The sequence below is a fragment of the Citricoccus nitrophenolicus genome (genome assembly GCF_047305825.1).
GTDB classification, from domain to species: Bacteria; Actinomycetota; Actinomycetes; order Actinomycetales; family Micrococcaceae; genus Citricoccus; species Citricoccus nitrophenolicus.
On the sequence record NZ_CP063070.1, the window covers coordinates 489,837 to 505,489 of the forward strand.

Here is a 15,653-nt window from a genome sequence, read left to right on the forward strand (position 1 = left end):
GGGCTCCTCAGTAGGCGAAGGCGAGCACGTCGGAATCGTCACGGCGGCCACCCGGACCGTCCGGGCCGTCGTCGTGCCCCTGGTGTTCGTCCTGTTCCCCGGCGGTGAGCTCAGGCATCCCGGCCGGCACGCCGCCCTTGACGTAGCGGGTGAGCAGGACGACCTCCACGACCAGCAGCACGGCGTACACGGTGGTCAGGGCGATCAGGGAGAACAGGAGTTCCCCGACGCCGACGCCCGGCGAGACGGCAGCGGCCGTGTACATCCAGACCTGGTCGATCCCGGTGGGATCCGGGTTGGGGGCCACCACGAAGGGCTGGCGGCCCATCTCGGTGAAGATCCAGCCGGCTGCGTTGGCCCCGAAGGGCGCCAGGATGCCGAACACGGCCAGGCGCATCAGGGGCTTGGAGGCGGGGACGGTCCCCTTCCTGGTCACCCACAGGGCGATCGCCGCCGCCAGGGCCGCCAACCCGCCGAAGGTGATCATGATGCGGAAACCCCAGTAGGTGACCTCCATGACCGGCAGGTAGTCGATCTCCGTGCCAGCGCGCTCGCCGTACATCGGGTCGTCCGGCAGGTGGGTGCCGTAGTCCTCCTGGTACTGCGGGATCAGGGTGTTCACGCCGGGGACGTCGGTGGTGAAGTTGTCGTGAGCCAGGAACGAGAGCAGGCCGGGGATCTCGAAGACCCCCACCACGTCGCTGCAGTCGGTGGCACCCTCGGTGCGGGGATTGGCCACCGAGAGCACGGAGAAGGCCGTCCCGTCATGGCAGGCGGCCTCGGCCGCGGCCATCTTCAGGGGCTGCTGCTGGATCATCAGCTGGGCCTGGGCGTGGCCCGAGAAGGCGGTGCCGAGGAAGGCGACCAGCGCGATCCAGGCGCCCCAGCGCAGGGACCGGTACCAGACGCGGTGGTCAGTCTCGTCGCGAGCCTTGGACCCGGTGGTGCCGACCTCCACGGTGCCGTCCGCCGCCACGGTGTCGATGCCGTCCCTCCGGCGCTTCCACAGGTGGAACCAGGCGATGCCCAGCAGGAAGCCGCCCGCCACGGACAGGGCGCCGGCCAGGGTGTGCGGGAAGTGCACCAGCAGCGTGTTGTTGGTCAGCACGGCCCAGATGTCATTCATCACGGGGCGGCCGTCCACCATCTCGACGCCCACGGGATGCTGCATCCAGGCATTCGCGGCCAGGATGAAGTAGGCCGAGAACACCGAGCCGATGACGGCGCACCAGATCGCGGCCAGGTGCACCCGGGCCGGTAGGCGCTTCCACCCGAAGATCCACAGGCCCAGGAAGACGGACTCCAGGAAGAACGCCACGAGGGCCTCCATGGCCAGGGGCGCCCCGAAGACGTCCCCCACGAAGCGCGAGTACTCGGACCAGGCCATGCCGAACTGGAACTCCTGGACGATCCCCGTGGCCACGCCCATGATGAAGTTGATGAGGAAGAGCTTGCCCCAGAACTTCGTCATCCGCAGGTACTCCTCGCGGCCCGTGCGGTGCCACATGGTCTGCAGGGTGGCCACCACGAGTCCGAGGCCGATGGTCAACGGCACCATCATGAAGTGGTAGACGGTGGTGATGCCGAATTGCCACCGGGCGATGTCCAAGGGATCCATCTGCTTGCCTTCCCAGCCGAGTCCACGACTTCTACAACGTGTAGAGCACAGCCTAGCCCCTAGTTCTACGTCCTGTAGAATAAAGTGAGGCCACGGCAGCACGTGTGGCGAACACCATCGGCAACAGGGAGGAACCCGTGGCACTGGGAGATTTGGAGCGGTCCGTCATGGACCTGCTGTGGGACCAGCCGGGGGCGCATACCGCCAATGACGTGCGGGACGCCCTGGCCGGGGACCTCGCCGTCACCACGGTGCTGACCGTACTGTCCCGTCTCGAGAAGAAGGGCCTGGTCCGCCGCGACGGCGGGCGGCGCCCCCACCGCTACGCCGCGGCCTCGTCCCGTGAGGAGCACACGGTGGGCCTCCTGAACGACGTCCTGGGTTCCGTGCCGGACCGCGAAGCCGTGCTGGCCCGATTCATCGGCACGATCGGCCCCGACGAGGCCGCCGCGGTGCGCCGCCTGCTCGACTCCTGACCCCGAGGCCCTGCCCCGTCCGGCCCTCTAGACTTCTGGGGTGACCGTCCTGCTGCTCGCCGCGCTGGCCGTGATTCTGGCCTGGCCGGTTCCGGTCCTGCTCGGGCGCGCCCGCTGGGTCCGCCGTGCCCCGGCCGCCGCGATGGTGCTGTGGCAGGCCGTGGCCCTGGCCGGCGGGCTCTCCCTCATCGGGTTCCCGCTGCTGTGGGGACTGTCCCCCTTCGGAGACACCGTGGTGGAGGCCGTGCCGGCGTTCGTGGCGGACCTGGCAGACGGTTCCTGGATTCCCCGGTTGGAGGAGGACCCCTGGCTCCCCACCCGCATCGCCGCGGCCACCCTGGCCCTGGCACTCTTCGCCCACCTCGTCCTGACCCTGGCGGTGACCGCTGTGAGGACCGTGGCCCACCGCCGCCGGCACCGCCAGATGGTGGAACTGCTGGCCGCACCGCCCTCGGAACGCAGCCGGCTGGCAGAGCGGGCCGCGGGGACGCCCACCCGGGTGCTGCCCCATGACGCGCCCCTGGCCTATTGCCTGCCCGGGCTCACGGGCTCCCTGACGGTCCTCTCCCGGGGCCTGCTGGAACAGCTCTCCCCCAGCGAGGTGGCTGCTGTGGTCACCCACGAACGGGCGCACCTCCGCCAACGCCATGACCTGCTACGGCTGGCCTTCGAGGCGTGGCACCGGGCCGTGGCGTGGCTGCCGACCACCGCGACCGCCCAACGGGCCGTGGCCGGATTGACCGAGATGTTGGCGGACGATGCCGCCCTGGCCGCCCACGAGCGGCAGGACCTGATCCGCGCCATCGTCCTGACCGGCGAGGCCGGTGCCCCGGAGTCTGAGCCCGACGAGGCCTCCGCGCGTCCCGCCAGCCGCTCCCCGAACGTCCAGGGCGACGCCTCGGTGCCCCTGACGCTGCGCCTGTACCGGCTGCTCTCCCCCGCCGATCCCCTGGCCCTTCCGGCCCGGCTGGCCGTCATCCTCGCCGCTCTGTGTCTGGCAGCCGTCCCCCTGGGCCTCCTGCTGTGGCCCTGAGCCGGGGGCACGTGGAATCTGGCCCGACTACTCCCCGGTAGGCATTCAGGCCCCTCCCAGCTGACACCCGGCGTGCCATCGGCTGGGTTTCGATAAGCTGGGGCGTTGGTGGAGTCTGCAGACCCCACCCCACCAGCGACCCCCACGAACGGACCAGGCCCCATAGTGCAAGGCAATGCGATCTTCCGCCACTCCAATGCTTCCCTCCTCTCCGTGACGGAAGTGCTGGCGCCTGTCACTGTGACGAGTGCGCAGATCGACGAGGAACTGGCCCCGGTGTTGAAGCGGCTGCACCTGCCCAAGGGCCTCCTGCCCCGCGTGGCGGGGGTGACGGCGCGGCGAAACTGGGAACACCCGGGCCACTTCCAGGAGGGCGCTGCGGAGGCCGGCCGCCGTGCCCTGCAGCAAGCGGGGGTGCAACCCGGGCAGATCGGGCTCATGGTCAACACCTCCGTCACCCGGGAGTCCCTGGAGCCCTCCGTGGCCGTGCGGATCCACCATGAGATGGGCCTGCCCACCTCCGCCACGAACTTCGACATCACCAACGCCTGCCTGGGCTTCGTCAACGGCATGACCCTGGCGTCCTCCATGATCGACGCCGGACAGATCGACTACGCGATCGTCGTGGCCGGCGAGGACTCGGTCAAGGTCCAGCAGGCCACCCTGGAGAACCTCAAGGGGGACGATGTGGACCGGGCGTCCTTCATGGAGCAGTTCGCCTCGCTGACCCTTGGATCCGGGGCGGCCGCCGCCGTGATCGGCCGCACGGACCAACACCCGGAGGGCCACCGCATCCTCCGCGGCGTGACCCGTGCCGGGACGGACCACCATGACCTGTGTGTGGGCGACCACAAGGGGATGTTCACGGACTCCACCGCCCTGCTCAAGGACGGACTCGAGCTCGTCATGGACGCGTGGAACGACGTGCCAGCGGACTGGGGCTGGTCTGCCATGGACCGCTACGTCACCCATCAGGTCTCCCGCCTGCACACCGATTCCATCACCGAGGCGGCGGGACTGGACCCGGCCCGATTCCCGGTCACCTACCCCGAGCTCGGCAACGTGGGTCCGGCCTCCCTGCCCATCACACTGGCCCGTGAGGTGGACACGCTGTCTGCCGGTGACAAGGTGCTGTGCATGGGCGTCGGTTCCGGCCTGAACACCGCCATGCTGGAGCTCGCCTGGTGAGGATCCCGGCCGCCCCTGCCGCTCTTCCCGCCGAGTCCTCACCCGTCCCCCTGCCCGGCTGGGACCCCGACTGGAGCCGGCTCGTGCCGATCAGCACGTCCGGCGGCACCCGGACCCTGCACGTGCTGGACACGGCGGCGGTGCTCGGCCGGGCCGGGCTGGAGCCGGACGGCACCATCCTGGCCGTCCACGGCAATCCCACCTGGTCCTACCTGTGGCGTCGGCTCGCGCAGGCCACCGTGGAGCAGGCCCGTGCCGGCGGCCCCGTGTGGCGGCTGGTCGCCCCGGACCAGCTGGACATGGGCTTCTCCGAGCGGCTCGCCCACCCCGAACTGCCGCACCCGGACCGGTTGGACGACGGCGACTACCGCACCCTGGGTGGCCGTCTCACCGATCTCGATGCCCTCGTGTCCACCCTCGGCCTGGACGCCGCCGCACGCTCCGGCCACCGCCTCCTGACCCTCGGGCACGACTGGGGCGGCGTGGTCTCCCTGGGCTGGGCCGGACGGAACGAGGACCTGGTGGCGGGCGCCATGAGCCTGAACACCGCCGTGCACCACCCGGACACCGCCGCACTGCCCATGCCGTTGCAGGCCGCTCTGGCCGGTCCCCTGCTGCCCGGTTCCACGGTGCTGACCGATGCGTTCCTCCGGGTCACCACCGCCCTCGGCCACCCGGGACTCGATCCGGAGCTCAAGGCGGCCTACCGCGCGCCGTATGCGAGGGCCGCACGCCGCGGCGGGATCGGCGGCTTCGTGGCGGACATCCCGGCGGGCCCGCACCATCCCTCCCACCGCGAACTGCGGCGGGTGTCCTCCGCCTTGGAGCGCTTCGGCAAGCCCGCGCTGCTGCTGTGGGGGCCCCGAGACCCCGTCTTCCTGGACACCTACCTGGCCGACCTGCTCCACCGGTTGCCGCAGGCCGACCTGCACCGCTTCGAGACGGCCGGGCACCTGCTGGCCGAGGACGAGGACCTCGCCGAGCCGATCCTGGCCTGGGCCGGACGGCTCCTTCAGGGCGAAGCGAGGGACCGTGCCTCCGTGGCGGTCCCCGCCGCCGGCGAAGCCGACTGGGAGTCCACCGGGACCCGGCCCCTGTGGTCCTTCCTGGACGACTGGCGCGACCGGGCCGAGCCAGCCCTGGTGGACATGGGCGGACCGGACCGGTCTCCGCTGGGCTGGGACCGCCTGGCCACTGTGGTGGACGCCATCGCCACCGGGCTGGTGGACCGCGGCGTGCGCCCCGGGGACCGGATCTCGATGATGGTCACCCCCGGGCGCGACCTCACCGCGGCGCTCTACGCGGCGCTGAAGATCGGGGCCGTCGTGGTGGTTGCGGACGCCGGGCTCGGCGTCTCCGGGATGACCCGCGCCGTGCGCGCGGCCCGTCCCGACTGGTTGATCGGCCAGGTCCCCGGACTGGCTGTGGCCCGCTCGCAGAACTGGCCGGGCCGCAGGCTCTCCGTCCAGACGCTGGCGGCCCCGCTGGCCTCAGCGCTCGGGGTCGAGGACAGCCTGTACCGGATGGCCCTCGCCCATGACGGGGAGCGTGTCACCGCGGCACCACGGCCCGCCGACCCGGCGGCCATCCTGTATACCTCCGGTTCCACCGGCCCGGCCAAGGGGGTGCTGTACACGCACGGACGGCTCGCGGCCCTGGCCGGGCTCCTGCGGGACGTCTTCGATGTCCGGCCGGGTTCCTCCCTGCTCGCAGGATTCGCTCCCTTCGCCCTGCTGGGCCCGGCCATCGGTGCCACCTCCATCACTCCGGACATGTCCGTGACCCGTCCCGCGACCCTGACCGCCACGGCCGTGGCCGAGTCCACCCGTGCCGGCGGGGCCACCATCCTGTTCGCCTCCCCCGCCGCCCTGCGCAACGTGGTGGCGACCGCGGACCGACTCACCGGGCCGGACCGTGCTGAGCTGCGGCGGATCGACCTGGTGCTCTCCGCCGGCGCCCCGGTCCCCCCGCAACTCATGCGGGAGGTGTCCGCGCTCTTCCCGAACGCGCGGTTCCACTCGCCCTACGGCATGACGGAGGCGCTGCTGCTGGCAGACATCGACGGCGAGACCGTGACGGAACTCGCCGGGTCCGATGCCCCGGACGCCGGGGTCTGCGTGGGCCGTGCTGTGGGCCCCGTCCGCCTGGCCATCGCACCCCTGGACGCTGACGGCGCGTCCGCAGCGACCCTCCTGGAGGGCACCGAGGCCGCCGGGGTCCTCGGCGAGGTCGTCATCTCGGCCCCGCATCAGAAGGCCGGCTACGACAGGCTCTGGCTGACGGACTCCCACAGCAAACGAGACACCCGCGACGGTCTGACCTGGCACCGGACCCAGGACGTGGGCCACCTCGATCGCGAGGGCCGGCTGTGGATCGAGGGGCGGATGCAACACGTGGTCACCACCCCGGAGGGTCCGGTGGCCCCCGGTGGTCCCGAGGCCCGCATCGACACCCTGGCGGCCGTGTCCCGGTCCGCCGTGGTGGGCGTGGGGCCGCGTGGCACCCAGGCCGTGGTCGCGGTGGTGGAGGCCGTGGGGCCGGCCGGGGCACGCCCACCACGCCCGGGCCTGGCCCCCTCCGAACTGACCGCCCAGGTGCGTCAGGCCGCCGCACCCGTTCCCGTGGCCGCCGTGCTCGTGACGGGCCGGGTACCCGTGGACATCCGTCACAACTCGAAGATCGACCGCACTCGGCTGGCCCGGTGGGCGGACAGCGTCCTGGCCGGTGGCCCGGTGGGTTCCCCGTGAGCCAGCGGCATGGCCTGAGGGTGCTGGTCACCGGGGCTTCAGGCCTGCTCGGCGCCGGCGTGGCGCGCCGGCTGGTGAGCGAGGGGGCCGACGTCGTCACCCTGCAACGCCGTCCCTCGGAGGTGCCGGGTGCCCGGGACGTGACCGGCTCGGTGACGGACCGTGAGGCCGTGGAGCGGGCGATGACCGGCCGGAACACGGTGGTGCATGTGGCAGCGAAGGTCTCCGTGTCCGGGCCCGCCGGGGACTACGAACGGGTCAACATCGCCGGGACCGAGCGGGTGTTGGAGTCGGCCCGCCGCGCAGGCGTGGAGCGGTTCGTGCACGTCTCCTCCCCCTCGGTGGCCCACGCCGGGACCTCGATCATCGGGGACGGCGCGGGGCCTGCCGATCCTCAGCGGGCACGCGGTCACTACGCGCGGACCAAGGCCGCCGGCGAGCTACTGGCCCTGGCAGCCGACGCGCAGGACTTCCGCGTACTCGTGCTGCGGCCGCACCTGATGTGGGGCCCCGGGGACGCACAGTTGACCGAGCGGATCATCGAGCGGGCCCGCGCCGGCCGCATGCCGCTGTTGGGGCCGTCCGCCGCCCTCATCGACAGCCTGTACACCGAGAACGCAGTGGACGCGGTGGTGGCAGCCGTGGACGCGGTGGACCGGGTGCACGGTGAGTCGCTCGTGGTCACCAACGGCGAACCTCGGCCGGTCGGCGAGCTCATCCGGGGGCTCGCCGTGGCCGGTGGCGCCTCCGAGCCGCGGCTGCGGATCCCCGCCGGACCGGCCCGTGTGGCCGGAGGCCTCATCGAGCGTCTCTGGGACGCCGGAGGCCTCGGCCGCGGCGGGGACGAGCCCCCGATGACGCGGTTCCTCGCCGAGCAGCTCTCCACGGCCCACTGGTTCGATCAGCGGCGCACGCGCACCGCGCTCAGGTGGGTTCCGGCCATCTCGATCGACGACGGCCTGCGGCGGCTGGCCGCCTATTACAGTGACCGCTCGGGACGCCGCTGAGGTGCGCGCACCGCAGACGCCTGAACCCGTCCTCCTGCTCCAACTCCCAGGAGTCCGGTGGAGTGCCTCCGACGCTCAACGGTCACGGCAGGGCCTTGCCGATGTGGAGATGGACATCCTCACCGCTGTCTCGCAGGACGAGACCTGGGTGTATGTTCCGGCCACGGGGGCACGAGGCCGGGAGATGTTCGAGGATCCCACGGTGCTCCTGACCGAGATGCTCCCTGACGGCGCCGGCGAGCGGTTCGAGTACCGCATTCGCCGCCTGCTCAGGTTGCACACGATCGGCGACCCGGTGGCAGGGCCACAGCAGCGCTGGCACTACACCTCACAGACGGACGTCCCCGTCGAGACGGACGACGAGTTCAACCGGTGGTTCGACGAGGAGCACCTGCCGGGATTGGCAGCGGTCCCCGGGACCGTCCGTGCCAGTCGATACCGGACGGATGGATCGCCGCGCTATCTCGCGGGCTATGACCTGAGCCGGGCAGAGGTCCAGGGCGGTGGGGCTTGGAGTGCGGCCGTCTCGACCCCGTGGCGGGACCGCATCCACCGTGAGTTCGTCGGCCCCCGCCGGCTCATGTTCGAGAGGCTTCTCGATGACCGGGGTACCGGTGGTTCTGGCGGTTCCGGCGCGTAGCCGGGCCGCTCGGCGGGTCCTCCGCCCCGACAGCCTGCTCAGGTGTCGATGCGCTCGAGGTCCAGGTCCTGGGCTCCGGTGATGATGAAGTCCTTGCGCGGGGCCACGTTGGAGCCCATCAGCAGGTCGAAGACCTGCTCCGCCCGTTGCAGGGCCTCCTCCGCCTCGGGGATGGTGACCCGGCGCAGCATGCGCTGGCGCGGGTCCATGGTGGTGTCCGCCAACTGGTCCGCGTCCATCTCGCCCAGACCCTTGTAGCGCTGAATCGGCTCCTTGTAGTTCTTGCCGTCCCGTTCCAGCTTCGACAACAGCCGTTGCAGCTCCTGCTCGGCATAGGTGTAGATCACCTCATTGGCCTTCGAACCTGAGTGGATGATCTCGACCCGGTGCAGCGGGGGCACGGCCGCGAAGACGCGTCCCTCCTCCACCATCGGCCGCATGTATCGGAAGAACAGGGTGAGCAACAGCGTGCGGATGTGCGCGCCGTCCACGTCCGCGTCCGTCATGAGGATCACCTTGCCGTAGCGTGCCGCCGAGAGGTCGAAGCTCCGGCCGGCCCCACCGCCGACCACCTGGATCAGGGCGGCACACTCGGCGTTGGAGAGCATGTCCCCCACGGAGGCCTTCTGCACGTTGAGGATCTTGCCCCGGATCGGGAACAGCGCCTGGAAGTCCGAGGAACGGGCCAGCTTGGCCGTGCCGAGGGCGGAGTCCCCCTCCACGATGAACAACTCGGAGGACTCCACGTCCGTGGACCGGCAGTCCGCGAGCTTGGCCGGCATGGTGGAGGTCTCGAGCGCGTTCTTGCGCCGCTGGTTCTCCTTGTGGGTCCGGGCTGAGATGCGGGACTTCATCTCGGAGACGACCTTCTCCAACAGCACCGAGACCTGCGTCTTCTCGTGTTTCCTGGTGGACTTGAAGATCGCCCCGAGCTGTTGCTCGACCACCTTGGCGACGATCTGGCGGACGGCCGAGGTGCCCAGGACCTCCTTGGTCTGGCCCTCGAACTGGGGTTCGGCCAGTCGTACGGTCAACACGGCCGTCATGCCCGCCAGCACATCGTCCTTCTCCAGCTTGTCAGTGCCAGCCTTGAGCTTGCGGGCGTTGGCCTCCACGGTCTTGCGGAAGGTCTTCAGCAGGGACTGCTCGAAGCCCGACTGGTGGGTACCGCCCTTCGGCGTGGCGATGATATTGACGAAGGACCGCAGGTGGGTGTCGTAGCCGACGTCCCAGCGCAGGGCGATGTCCACGGCGCACTCGCGCTCCACGTCCTGCATGGCCGAGCGGCCGTCCTCCCCCAGTACGGGCACCCGCTCGGTGAAGGAACCGGCCCCCTGCAGCCGCCACACGTCCGTCACCGGGCTGACCGAGGAGAGATGGTCCACGAACTCGGAGATGCCTCCGTCATAGTGGAAGACCTCCTCATACGGCCCGGACTCCCCCGGCGTGTTGGGCAGCCGCCTCTCGTCCCGCAGGGTGATCTTCAGCCCCGGGATCAGGTAGGCGGTCTGGCGGGCCCGCTGCTGCAGGTCCTCGTAGGAGAACTTGGCGTCCGGGGTGAAGATCTGCTCGTCCGCCCAGTAGCGCACGCGGGTCCCGGTCTGGCCGCGCTTGGCCTTGCCCACGATCTCCATGGGCGACTGGTTCGCGGAGGGGGTGAACGCGGCATCCGGCCGGGCGGCACCGGAGTCCTGGAACTGGCCGGGTTCGCCCCGGTGGAAGGACAGCTGGTGGATCTTGCCGCCGCGGAACACCTGGACGTCCAAGCGTGAGGACAGGGCGTTCACCACCGAGGCCCCCACGCCGTGCAGTCCACCAGAGGCTCCGTATGACCCGCCGCCGAACTTGCCTCCGGCATGCAGCTTCGTGAAGACCACCTCGACGCCAGACAGGCCGGTCCTCGGCTCGATGTCCACCGGGATACCCCGGCCGTTGTCCTCGACCTCCACGGCGCCGCCGGCATGCAGGGTGACGGCGATCGACTGTCCATACCCTCCGAGGGCCTCGTCCACGGAATTGTCGATGATCTCCCACAGGCAGTGCATCAGTCCGCGCGAGTCCGTGGACCCGATGTACATCCCGGGTCGCTTCCGGACGGCTTCCAAGCCTTCCAGCACGGAGAGGTGCCGGGCGTTGTACTCACTGCTGCTGGACATGCGTCTGCCTTACTTCGCTGGACGGCGGGCCGAGCCCCCGGCCGTTCTCGCCAGGTGGCGGTTTCTCGTCCTTCAGGTTATCGGCCCCAGGTGCCAAAGGGCCGGAACCCCGCCGGGAGGGCATGGATGGTGCCGCGCGCACCGGCGCGGGGGGGTGGTACGCAATCAGCGAACACGGTGCCCTCCGCCCCGTGGCTGCGAACAAAGATGACAAGATGGTGGTTCCCTAGGTGTACGCAGTACCCCGACCAGTACCGATCCCCCGGTCACGTCCCACCGATCCCAGGGATCAGGGGCACCAGATGAGGAGGCCATCATGACCACCACCGCCACAACGATTGACTCGCCAGTGCTGACCGGCGCAGACCGTTGCGACCGTTGCGGGGCCCAGGCCTATGTGCGGGCCGTGCTGACGAACGGCGGAGAGCTGCTCTTCTGCGGCCACCACGCCCGCTCCGTGGAGGACACCCTCCGCCCCCAGACCACCGTCTGGCAGGACGAGACGGACAAGCTCCACGAGAAGCAGCCGGTCGACGCCGACTGACGAGGTCCTGCGAGAGCGCAAAGGCCCGGCACCCACAGGGTGCCGGGCCTTTCTTGTGCCACCGGACGGTGGCTTCTCGGCTCAGTCCAGGTAGTCCCGCAGCACCTGCGAACGGGAGGGGTGGCGCAGCTTGGACATGGTCTTGGACTCTATCTGGCGGATGCGCTCGCGCGTCACGCCGTAGACCTTGCCGATCTCGTCCAGGGTCTTCGGCTGGCCGTCGGTCAGCCCGTATCGCATGGCCACCACACCGGCCTCACGCTCCGCCAGGGTGTCCAGCACGGAGTGCAGCTGTTCCTGCAACAGGGTGAAGCTCACCGCGTCGGCGGGCACCACGGCCTCGGAGTCCTCGATCAGATCGCCGAACTCGGAGTCACCGTCCTCGCCCAGCGGGGTGTGCAGCGAGATGGGCTCACGGCCGTACTTCTGGACCTCGACCACCTTCTCCGGGGTCATGTCCAGCTCCTTGGCCAGCTCCTCCGGGGTGGGCTCACGGCCCAGGTCCTGGAGCATCTGACGCTGCACACGGGCCAGCTTGTTGATGACCTCCACCATGTGCACGGGGATCCTGATGGTGCGTGCCTGGTCCGCCATGGCTCGGGTGATGGCCTGGCGGATCCACCACGTGGCGTAGGTCGAGAACTTGAAGCCCTTGGTGTAGTCGAACTTCTCCACCGCACGGATCAGGCCGAGGTTCCCCTCCTGGATCAGGTCCAGGAAGAGCATGCCGCGTCCCGTGTAGCGCTTGGCGAGGGACACCACGAGGCGCAGGTTGGCCTCCAGCAGGTGGTTCTTGGCCCGACGGCCGTCTGCGACCACCAGTTCCATGTCCCGGCGCAGCCGGGCATCCTTGATGGGAGCGTCCTTCATCTTCTGCTCGGCGTAGAGTCCGGCCTCGATGCGGAGGGCGAGGTCAACCTCCTGCTCGGCGTTGAGCAGGGCCACCTTGCCGATCTGCTTCAGGTAGTCCTTGACCGGATCGGCCGTCGCGCCGGCGGAGACCACCTGCTGGATCGGGGCGTCGTCCTCGGCGTCGGAGACCACGAATCCACCGGAGGTCGTCTCCTCCTCCGGCTTCTCCGCGGTGGTGGAGGGCTCGGCGCCCTCCTCGCCCTCGGACTCAGCCTCGGCCTCGCTCGAGGCCTTCACGGCCACCGACGGGGTCGCGGCGATCTTACCGGTGGCCGGGCCGCTCTTCGAGGCGGCAGGCGTGGCCGAGGACTTCTTGGCCGCCGTGGACTTCGTGGCGCGCGTCGGGGCGGACTTCCGAGCGGACGTGGGAGCCGTGGCGGCCCCCTGGTCCTCTGTGACGGCGTCCTCGACGGCCGTGCTGCCTAGCGTCTCGGTCTTCTTGGAAGAAGTAGTCACTCATTACCTTTCGTACGGGCATCCCGGAGGGCCCCTGACGGTCAACACCACTATGACCCTGTCAAATCCGCGGGGAACTGCTCCCGGCCCCCACGGGAGGTCTTCCCGTGTTCTCCGGACCCGCGGACGCAGGGTCTTGATGTGCTCAACGACCCGGACGGCGCATTTGTTCCCGTCCTGCCGAACTACCACCGGCGAAGGGCTCGCCGGTGGTGGAGGGAGGTAGGAAGGTGGACTGCGAGGTCCGGGTCAGCCCCGCTGATTATGCCACGGCGGGCGGCCCCTGAGTCCCAGTTCGGTTCCCGCGCGCCGGAACACGATGCCCGCAGAGCGATGTTCAGCCGGTCCAGCGCGAGGTGGCGGACCATGCTGTCTCCCGCCGTCCGGCCCAACCGGAGAGCATCCCCCGGTCCACGATCTCCCCCAGCAACTCACCCAGGGAGTACTCGGGATCGTCGAGTCGGCACTCCTCGAGGATCCTTCCGGCGGCGGAGCCGCGGCCACGGGCCCACTCGACCCACGCTGCGAGGCACCGCAGGACGGAGGCGGCCCGACCCGTGACCTCGGGGAGGAGCCCCGCACATGCGGTCCACAGGTGGGCGAGGCGCTCCCAGTCCGGGCCGCGTCGACTGGCTGCCAGGATGACGGAGGTGAACAGCACCCCATTGACCTCACGCGGCTCGGTGCCCAGGGACTCCGCCACGGACGAGGGAACGGTCCCCAGCCAGGCGGCACCCGAGACCGCCCGTTCCAGGGAGAAGCATGCCGATGCGAGGAGGCAGTCACGCCACGTCACCCGCATCAGGCCAGCGGCCAGCAGGGACCTCGCATAGGGGCCCTCCGGCAGGGTGCCGCCCGTGAGGACCCGATCCCAGTCCTTGAGCCAGTCAGAGAGGGCCTCTGACTCCTCGTCCTCCGAATCCCCGGGCAGGTACTGGCCGAACGGGCCGAACGGTTCATCCGGATCGTCGTCGAGCCGCGGGGCGGGCACCCCCAGCTCGGCAACGTGCACCACAGCGGCCAACAGTTCCGGGGAGAAGTCCGGAGCGGGCGATGGCAGGCCACTGCCCTGCGGCTCGTCCGAGACCACGGAACCCTCAAGGATCAGGGAGGCGTTGATCACGCTGGTCTCCACGAGGGCCACCGAGGTGCCGTGGCCGTGGCAGGCGGCGGGGTGGGGGCAGTCGACGTGCCACGCCCGGCCCTGGGTCACCAGCCACATCTCCTTCAACGGCAGCCCGGCCTCGGCGAGCTCCCGCTCGAGGGCCACTGCGAGCATGCGGTCCGAGGCGGAGGTGGGCTCCCCGGAGAGGGGTTCTGTGGCGGCTGGGTCCGAGTGTGATCCGGCGGCTGCCGAGTCGGAGGGGCCGTCCCGGAACAGCACGGCCACGCACCCGTCCGCGCGTCGGTCGCTGGCCAGATGGGCGGCGAACTGCCGGGCATAGGAGCTGTGGGCCGGCCAGGCCACCACGGCGTCCCGGTCCCAGTCGCAGCGCAGGACCGCGCCGAGGCTGCGCCCCGCCAGACTGATGGCGGTGAGGCTGTTGCGTGGCGGGAACCCCAAGGTGTGGTGGATGTAGCTGATCAGATCCGCCACGTCTGTGGCCTTGACCGTGGGACGGGGAGTCGGGCTGGGGAGGACGGCGTCGCCGGGGAGTTCTGTCTGCATGACTCCACGGTTCCGCCTGGTGTGCGGTGGCGACACCGTCTCCATCACGGGCTGTGGGGCTGTGCCGGCATGTCGCGGCCTGTGCAGGAGTGCGGTCCGCTCCGGCCTATCAGCCCTCCGGGTCCGCGTCTGCCTCATCCGGCCGGCCATCCGGCTCGTCACCCGGCTGGTCATCGGGCGCCTCGGAGACGCCTTCCCTGCCGACCTCCTGCGCATGCCGGGGCTGGCTCTGCAGATACTCCTCGACGGCGGCGCCCAGCTCCTCCGCGTCCGGCACCTCCTCGTCCGGTCCCACCAGCAGGGATCTGCCGGCGCCCGGTGAGTTCTGATCGAAGTTCTTCTCCAGGCCCTCCACCATGGTGGTGACCTCATGCGAGGCGCCGGTCTGGCGATCCAGCTCGCGATCCACCTCGCGGCCGCGCTCACGCAGCTCGTCGGTGGGAAGCATCAGCCCCAGTGCGGCCCCCACGTACTCCAGTGCGGACACGGCGGCCTGCGGGTAGGCCGCCTCGGCGAGGTAATGCGGCACGTGCAGCGTATAGCCGGTGGTGCCATGGCCCGCCTCATCCAGGCGCATCTCCAGCAACTGGCTGACGCCCGAGACCATGCGTGCCTGGGGGCTCCATGTGGACAGGCCGGCCACCAGCTCGTCCCGGTTGCCATGGGCCGTCACGCCCAAAGGCCGGGTATGGGGTACCGGCATGGGGACGGCGTCCACCAAGGCCACCAGCTTGACGTCGAGCTTCTCCACGAGGAACAGCACAGAGGACACGAAACGCTCCCACTGGTAGTCCGGCTCGGGGCCGGACAGCAGCAGGAAGGGGCGCCCCAGGGAATCGGAGACCAGGCGCAGCTGGAGGTGCGGCGACTGGTAGTCCCGGAACCTTTCGCCGTCGAAGGTGATCTGTGGACGGCGGGCCCGGTAGTCGATCAGTTGGTCGGCGTCGAAGCTGGCCAACAGCTTGTGCTCCAGCGAGTCCACCAGGGTGTCCCGCACCTGTTCTGCCAGATGGCCCGCGTTCAGGTGTCCCCCGAAGACCGCCAGCATGCCCAGCCCACGCAACGGCGCGGCCCCGTCGAATCCTCCGGCCAGCAGGTCGCGGCCAGCCGGCTCGAGGGTGAACAGCGTGGTGGGGTCCTGCATGGTGCGTCCTTCCGTGCCTGACGATCGTGCCTGTCTTGCGGAGTCCAACATACTGCGGGCGCG

At 70.2% G+C, this 15,653-nt stretch carries 12 protein-coding genes; 7 read left to right on the forward strand and 5 right to left on the reverse strand.

Features of this window, described 5'->3' with window-relative positions; genetic code table 11:
- Positions 1-7: 7 nt before the first annotated feature.
- Positions 8-1,618, reverse strand: a complete 1,611-nt coding sequence (locus IMT31_RS02270; protein ID WP_413543611.1) for a cytochrome ubiquinol oxidase subunit I — start codon at positions 1,616-1,618, stop codon at positions 8-10.
- A gap of 137 nt (positions 1,619-1,755) precedes the next feature.
- Between IMT31_RS02270 and IMT31_RS02275 the strand changes: the two genes are divergently transcribed.
- The 6 genes from IMT31_RS02275 (at position 1,756) to IMT31_RS02300 (ending at position 8,709) form a co-directional block, all read left to right on the forward strand.
- Positions 1,756-2,094 (forward strand): BlaI/MecI/CopY family transcriptional regulator, encoded by a 339-nt coding sequence (locus IMT31_RS02275; RefSeq protein ID WP_413543612.1) that lies wholly within the window; start codon positions 1,756-1,758, stop codon positions 2,092-2,094.
- 40 nt (positions 2,095-2,134) lie between these two features.
- Entirely contained in the window at positions 2,135-3,127 is a 993-nt protein-coding gene (locus tag IMT31_RS02280; RefSeq protein WP_413543613.1) for a M56 family metallopeptidase, read from the forward strand.
- A 165-nt stretch (positions 3,128-3,292) separates the two neighbouring features.
- Positions 3,293-4,315 (forward strand): 3-oxoacyl-ACP synthase III, encoded by a 1,023-nt coding sequence (locus IMT31_RS02285; protein WP_345356525.1) that lies wholly within the window; start codon positions 3,293-3,295, stop codon positions 4,313-4,315.
- On the forward strand, positions 4,312-7,062 hold the full coding sequence (locus IMT31_RS02290; protein ID WP_413543614.1) for an alpha/beta fold hydrolase: 2,751 nt from the start codon (positions 4,312-4,314) through the stop codon (positions 7,060-7,062). Before IMT31_RS02285 ends, IMT31_RS02290 begins: the two co-directional genes overlap by 4 nt.
- A 14-nt stretch (positions 7,063-7,076) precedes the next feature.
- Complete coding sequence (locus tag IMT31_RS02295; RefSeq protein WP_413544356.1) at positions 7,077-8,069, forward strand: NAD-dependent epimerase/dehydratase family protein; 993 nt, start codon at positions 7,077-7,079, stop codon at positions 8,067-8,069.
- A gap of 109 nt (positions 8,070-8,178) precedes the next feature.
- On the forward strand, positions 8,179-8,709 hold the full coding sequence (locus tag IMT31_RS02300) for a hypothetical protein (protein WP_378109429.1): 531 nt from the start codon (positions 8,179-8,181) through the stop codon (positions 8,707-8,709).
- Positions 8,710-8,747: 38 nt separating this feature from the next.
- Here IMT31_RS02300 and IMT31_RS02305 read toward each other — a convergent pair whose 3' ends face one another.
- Positions 8,748-10,865 carry a DNA topoisomerase IV subunit B gene (locus tag IMT31_RS02305; RefSeq protein ID WP_345356516.1) on the reverse strand — a complete coding sequence of 706 codons (2,118 nt, stop codon included), beginning with the start codon at positions 10,863-10,865 and terminating at the stop codon, positions 8,748-8,750.
- Between the two features lie 316 nt (positions 10,866-11,181).
- Between IMT31_RS02305 and IMT31_RS02310 the strand changes: the two genes are divergently transcribed.
- Positions 11,182-11,409, forward strand: coding sequence for a hypothetical protein (locus IMT31_RS02310; RefSeq protein WP_345356514.1), 228 nt, complete (start codon positions 11,182-11,184; stop codon positions 11,407-11,409).
- Positions 11,410-11,490: 81 nt separating this feature from the next.
- Here IMT31_RS02310 and IMT31_RS02315 read toward each other — a convergent pair whose 3' ends face one another.
- From IMT31_RS02315 to IMT31_RS02325, 3 genes are all read right to left on the reverse strand, one after another.
- Positions 11,491-12,777: an RNA polymerase sigma factor gene (locus tag IMT31_RS02315; protein ID WP_413543615.1), complete on the reverse strand. Its 1,287-nt coding sequence runs from the start codon at positions 12,775-12,777 to the stop codon at positions 11,491-11,493.
- 337 nt (positions 12,778-13,114) lie between these two features.
- Positions 13,115-14,446, reverse strand: coding sequence for a DUF4192 family protein (locus tag IMT31_RS02320; protein WP_413543616.1), 1,332 nt, complete (start codon positions 14,444-14,446; stop codon positions 13,115-13,117).
- A gap of 109 nt (positions 14,447-14,555) precedes the next feature.
- Positions 14,556-15,590, reverse strand: coding sequence for a proteasome assembly chaperone family protein (locus tag IMT31_RS02325; protein WP_413543617.1), 1,035 nt, complete (start codon positions 15,588-15,590; stop codon positions 14,556-14,558).
- Positions 15,591-15,653 lie beyond the last annotated feature (63 nt).

Bases quoted from the DNA above. Each gene is read 5' to 3' on its own strand.
- IMT31_RS02320 (WP_413543616.1), bottom strand. From the start codon at position 14,446: ATGCAGACAGAACTCCCCGGCGACGCCGTCCTCCCCAGCCCGACTCCC.
- IMT31_RS02300 (WP_378109429.1), top strand. From the start codon at position 8,179: ATGGACATCCTCACCGCTGTCTCGCAGGACGAGACCTGGGTGTATGTT.
- IMT31_RS02270 (WP_413543611.1), bottom strand. From the start codon at position 1,618: ATGGATCCCTTGGACATCGCCCGGTGGCAATTCGGCATCACCACCGTC.
- IMT31_RS02305 (WP_345356516.1), bottom strand. From the start codon at position 10,865: ATGTCCAGCAGCAGTGAGTACAACGCCCGGCACCTCTCCGTGCTGGAA.
- IMT31_RS02325 (WP_413543617.1), bottom strand. From the start codon at position 15,590: ATGCAGGACCCCACCACGCTGTTCACCCTCGAGCCGGCTGGCCGCGAC.
- IMT31_RS02310 (WP_345356514.1), top strand. From the start codon at position 11,182: ATGACCACCACCGCCACAACGATTGACTCGCCAGTGCTGACCGGCGCA.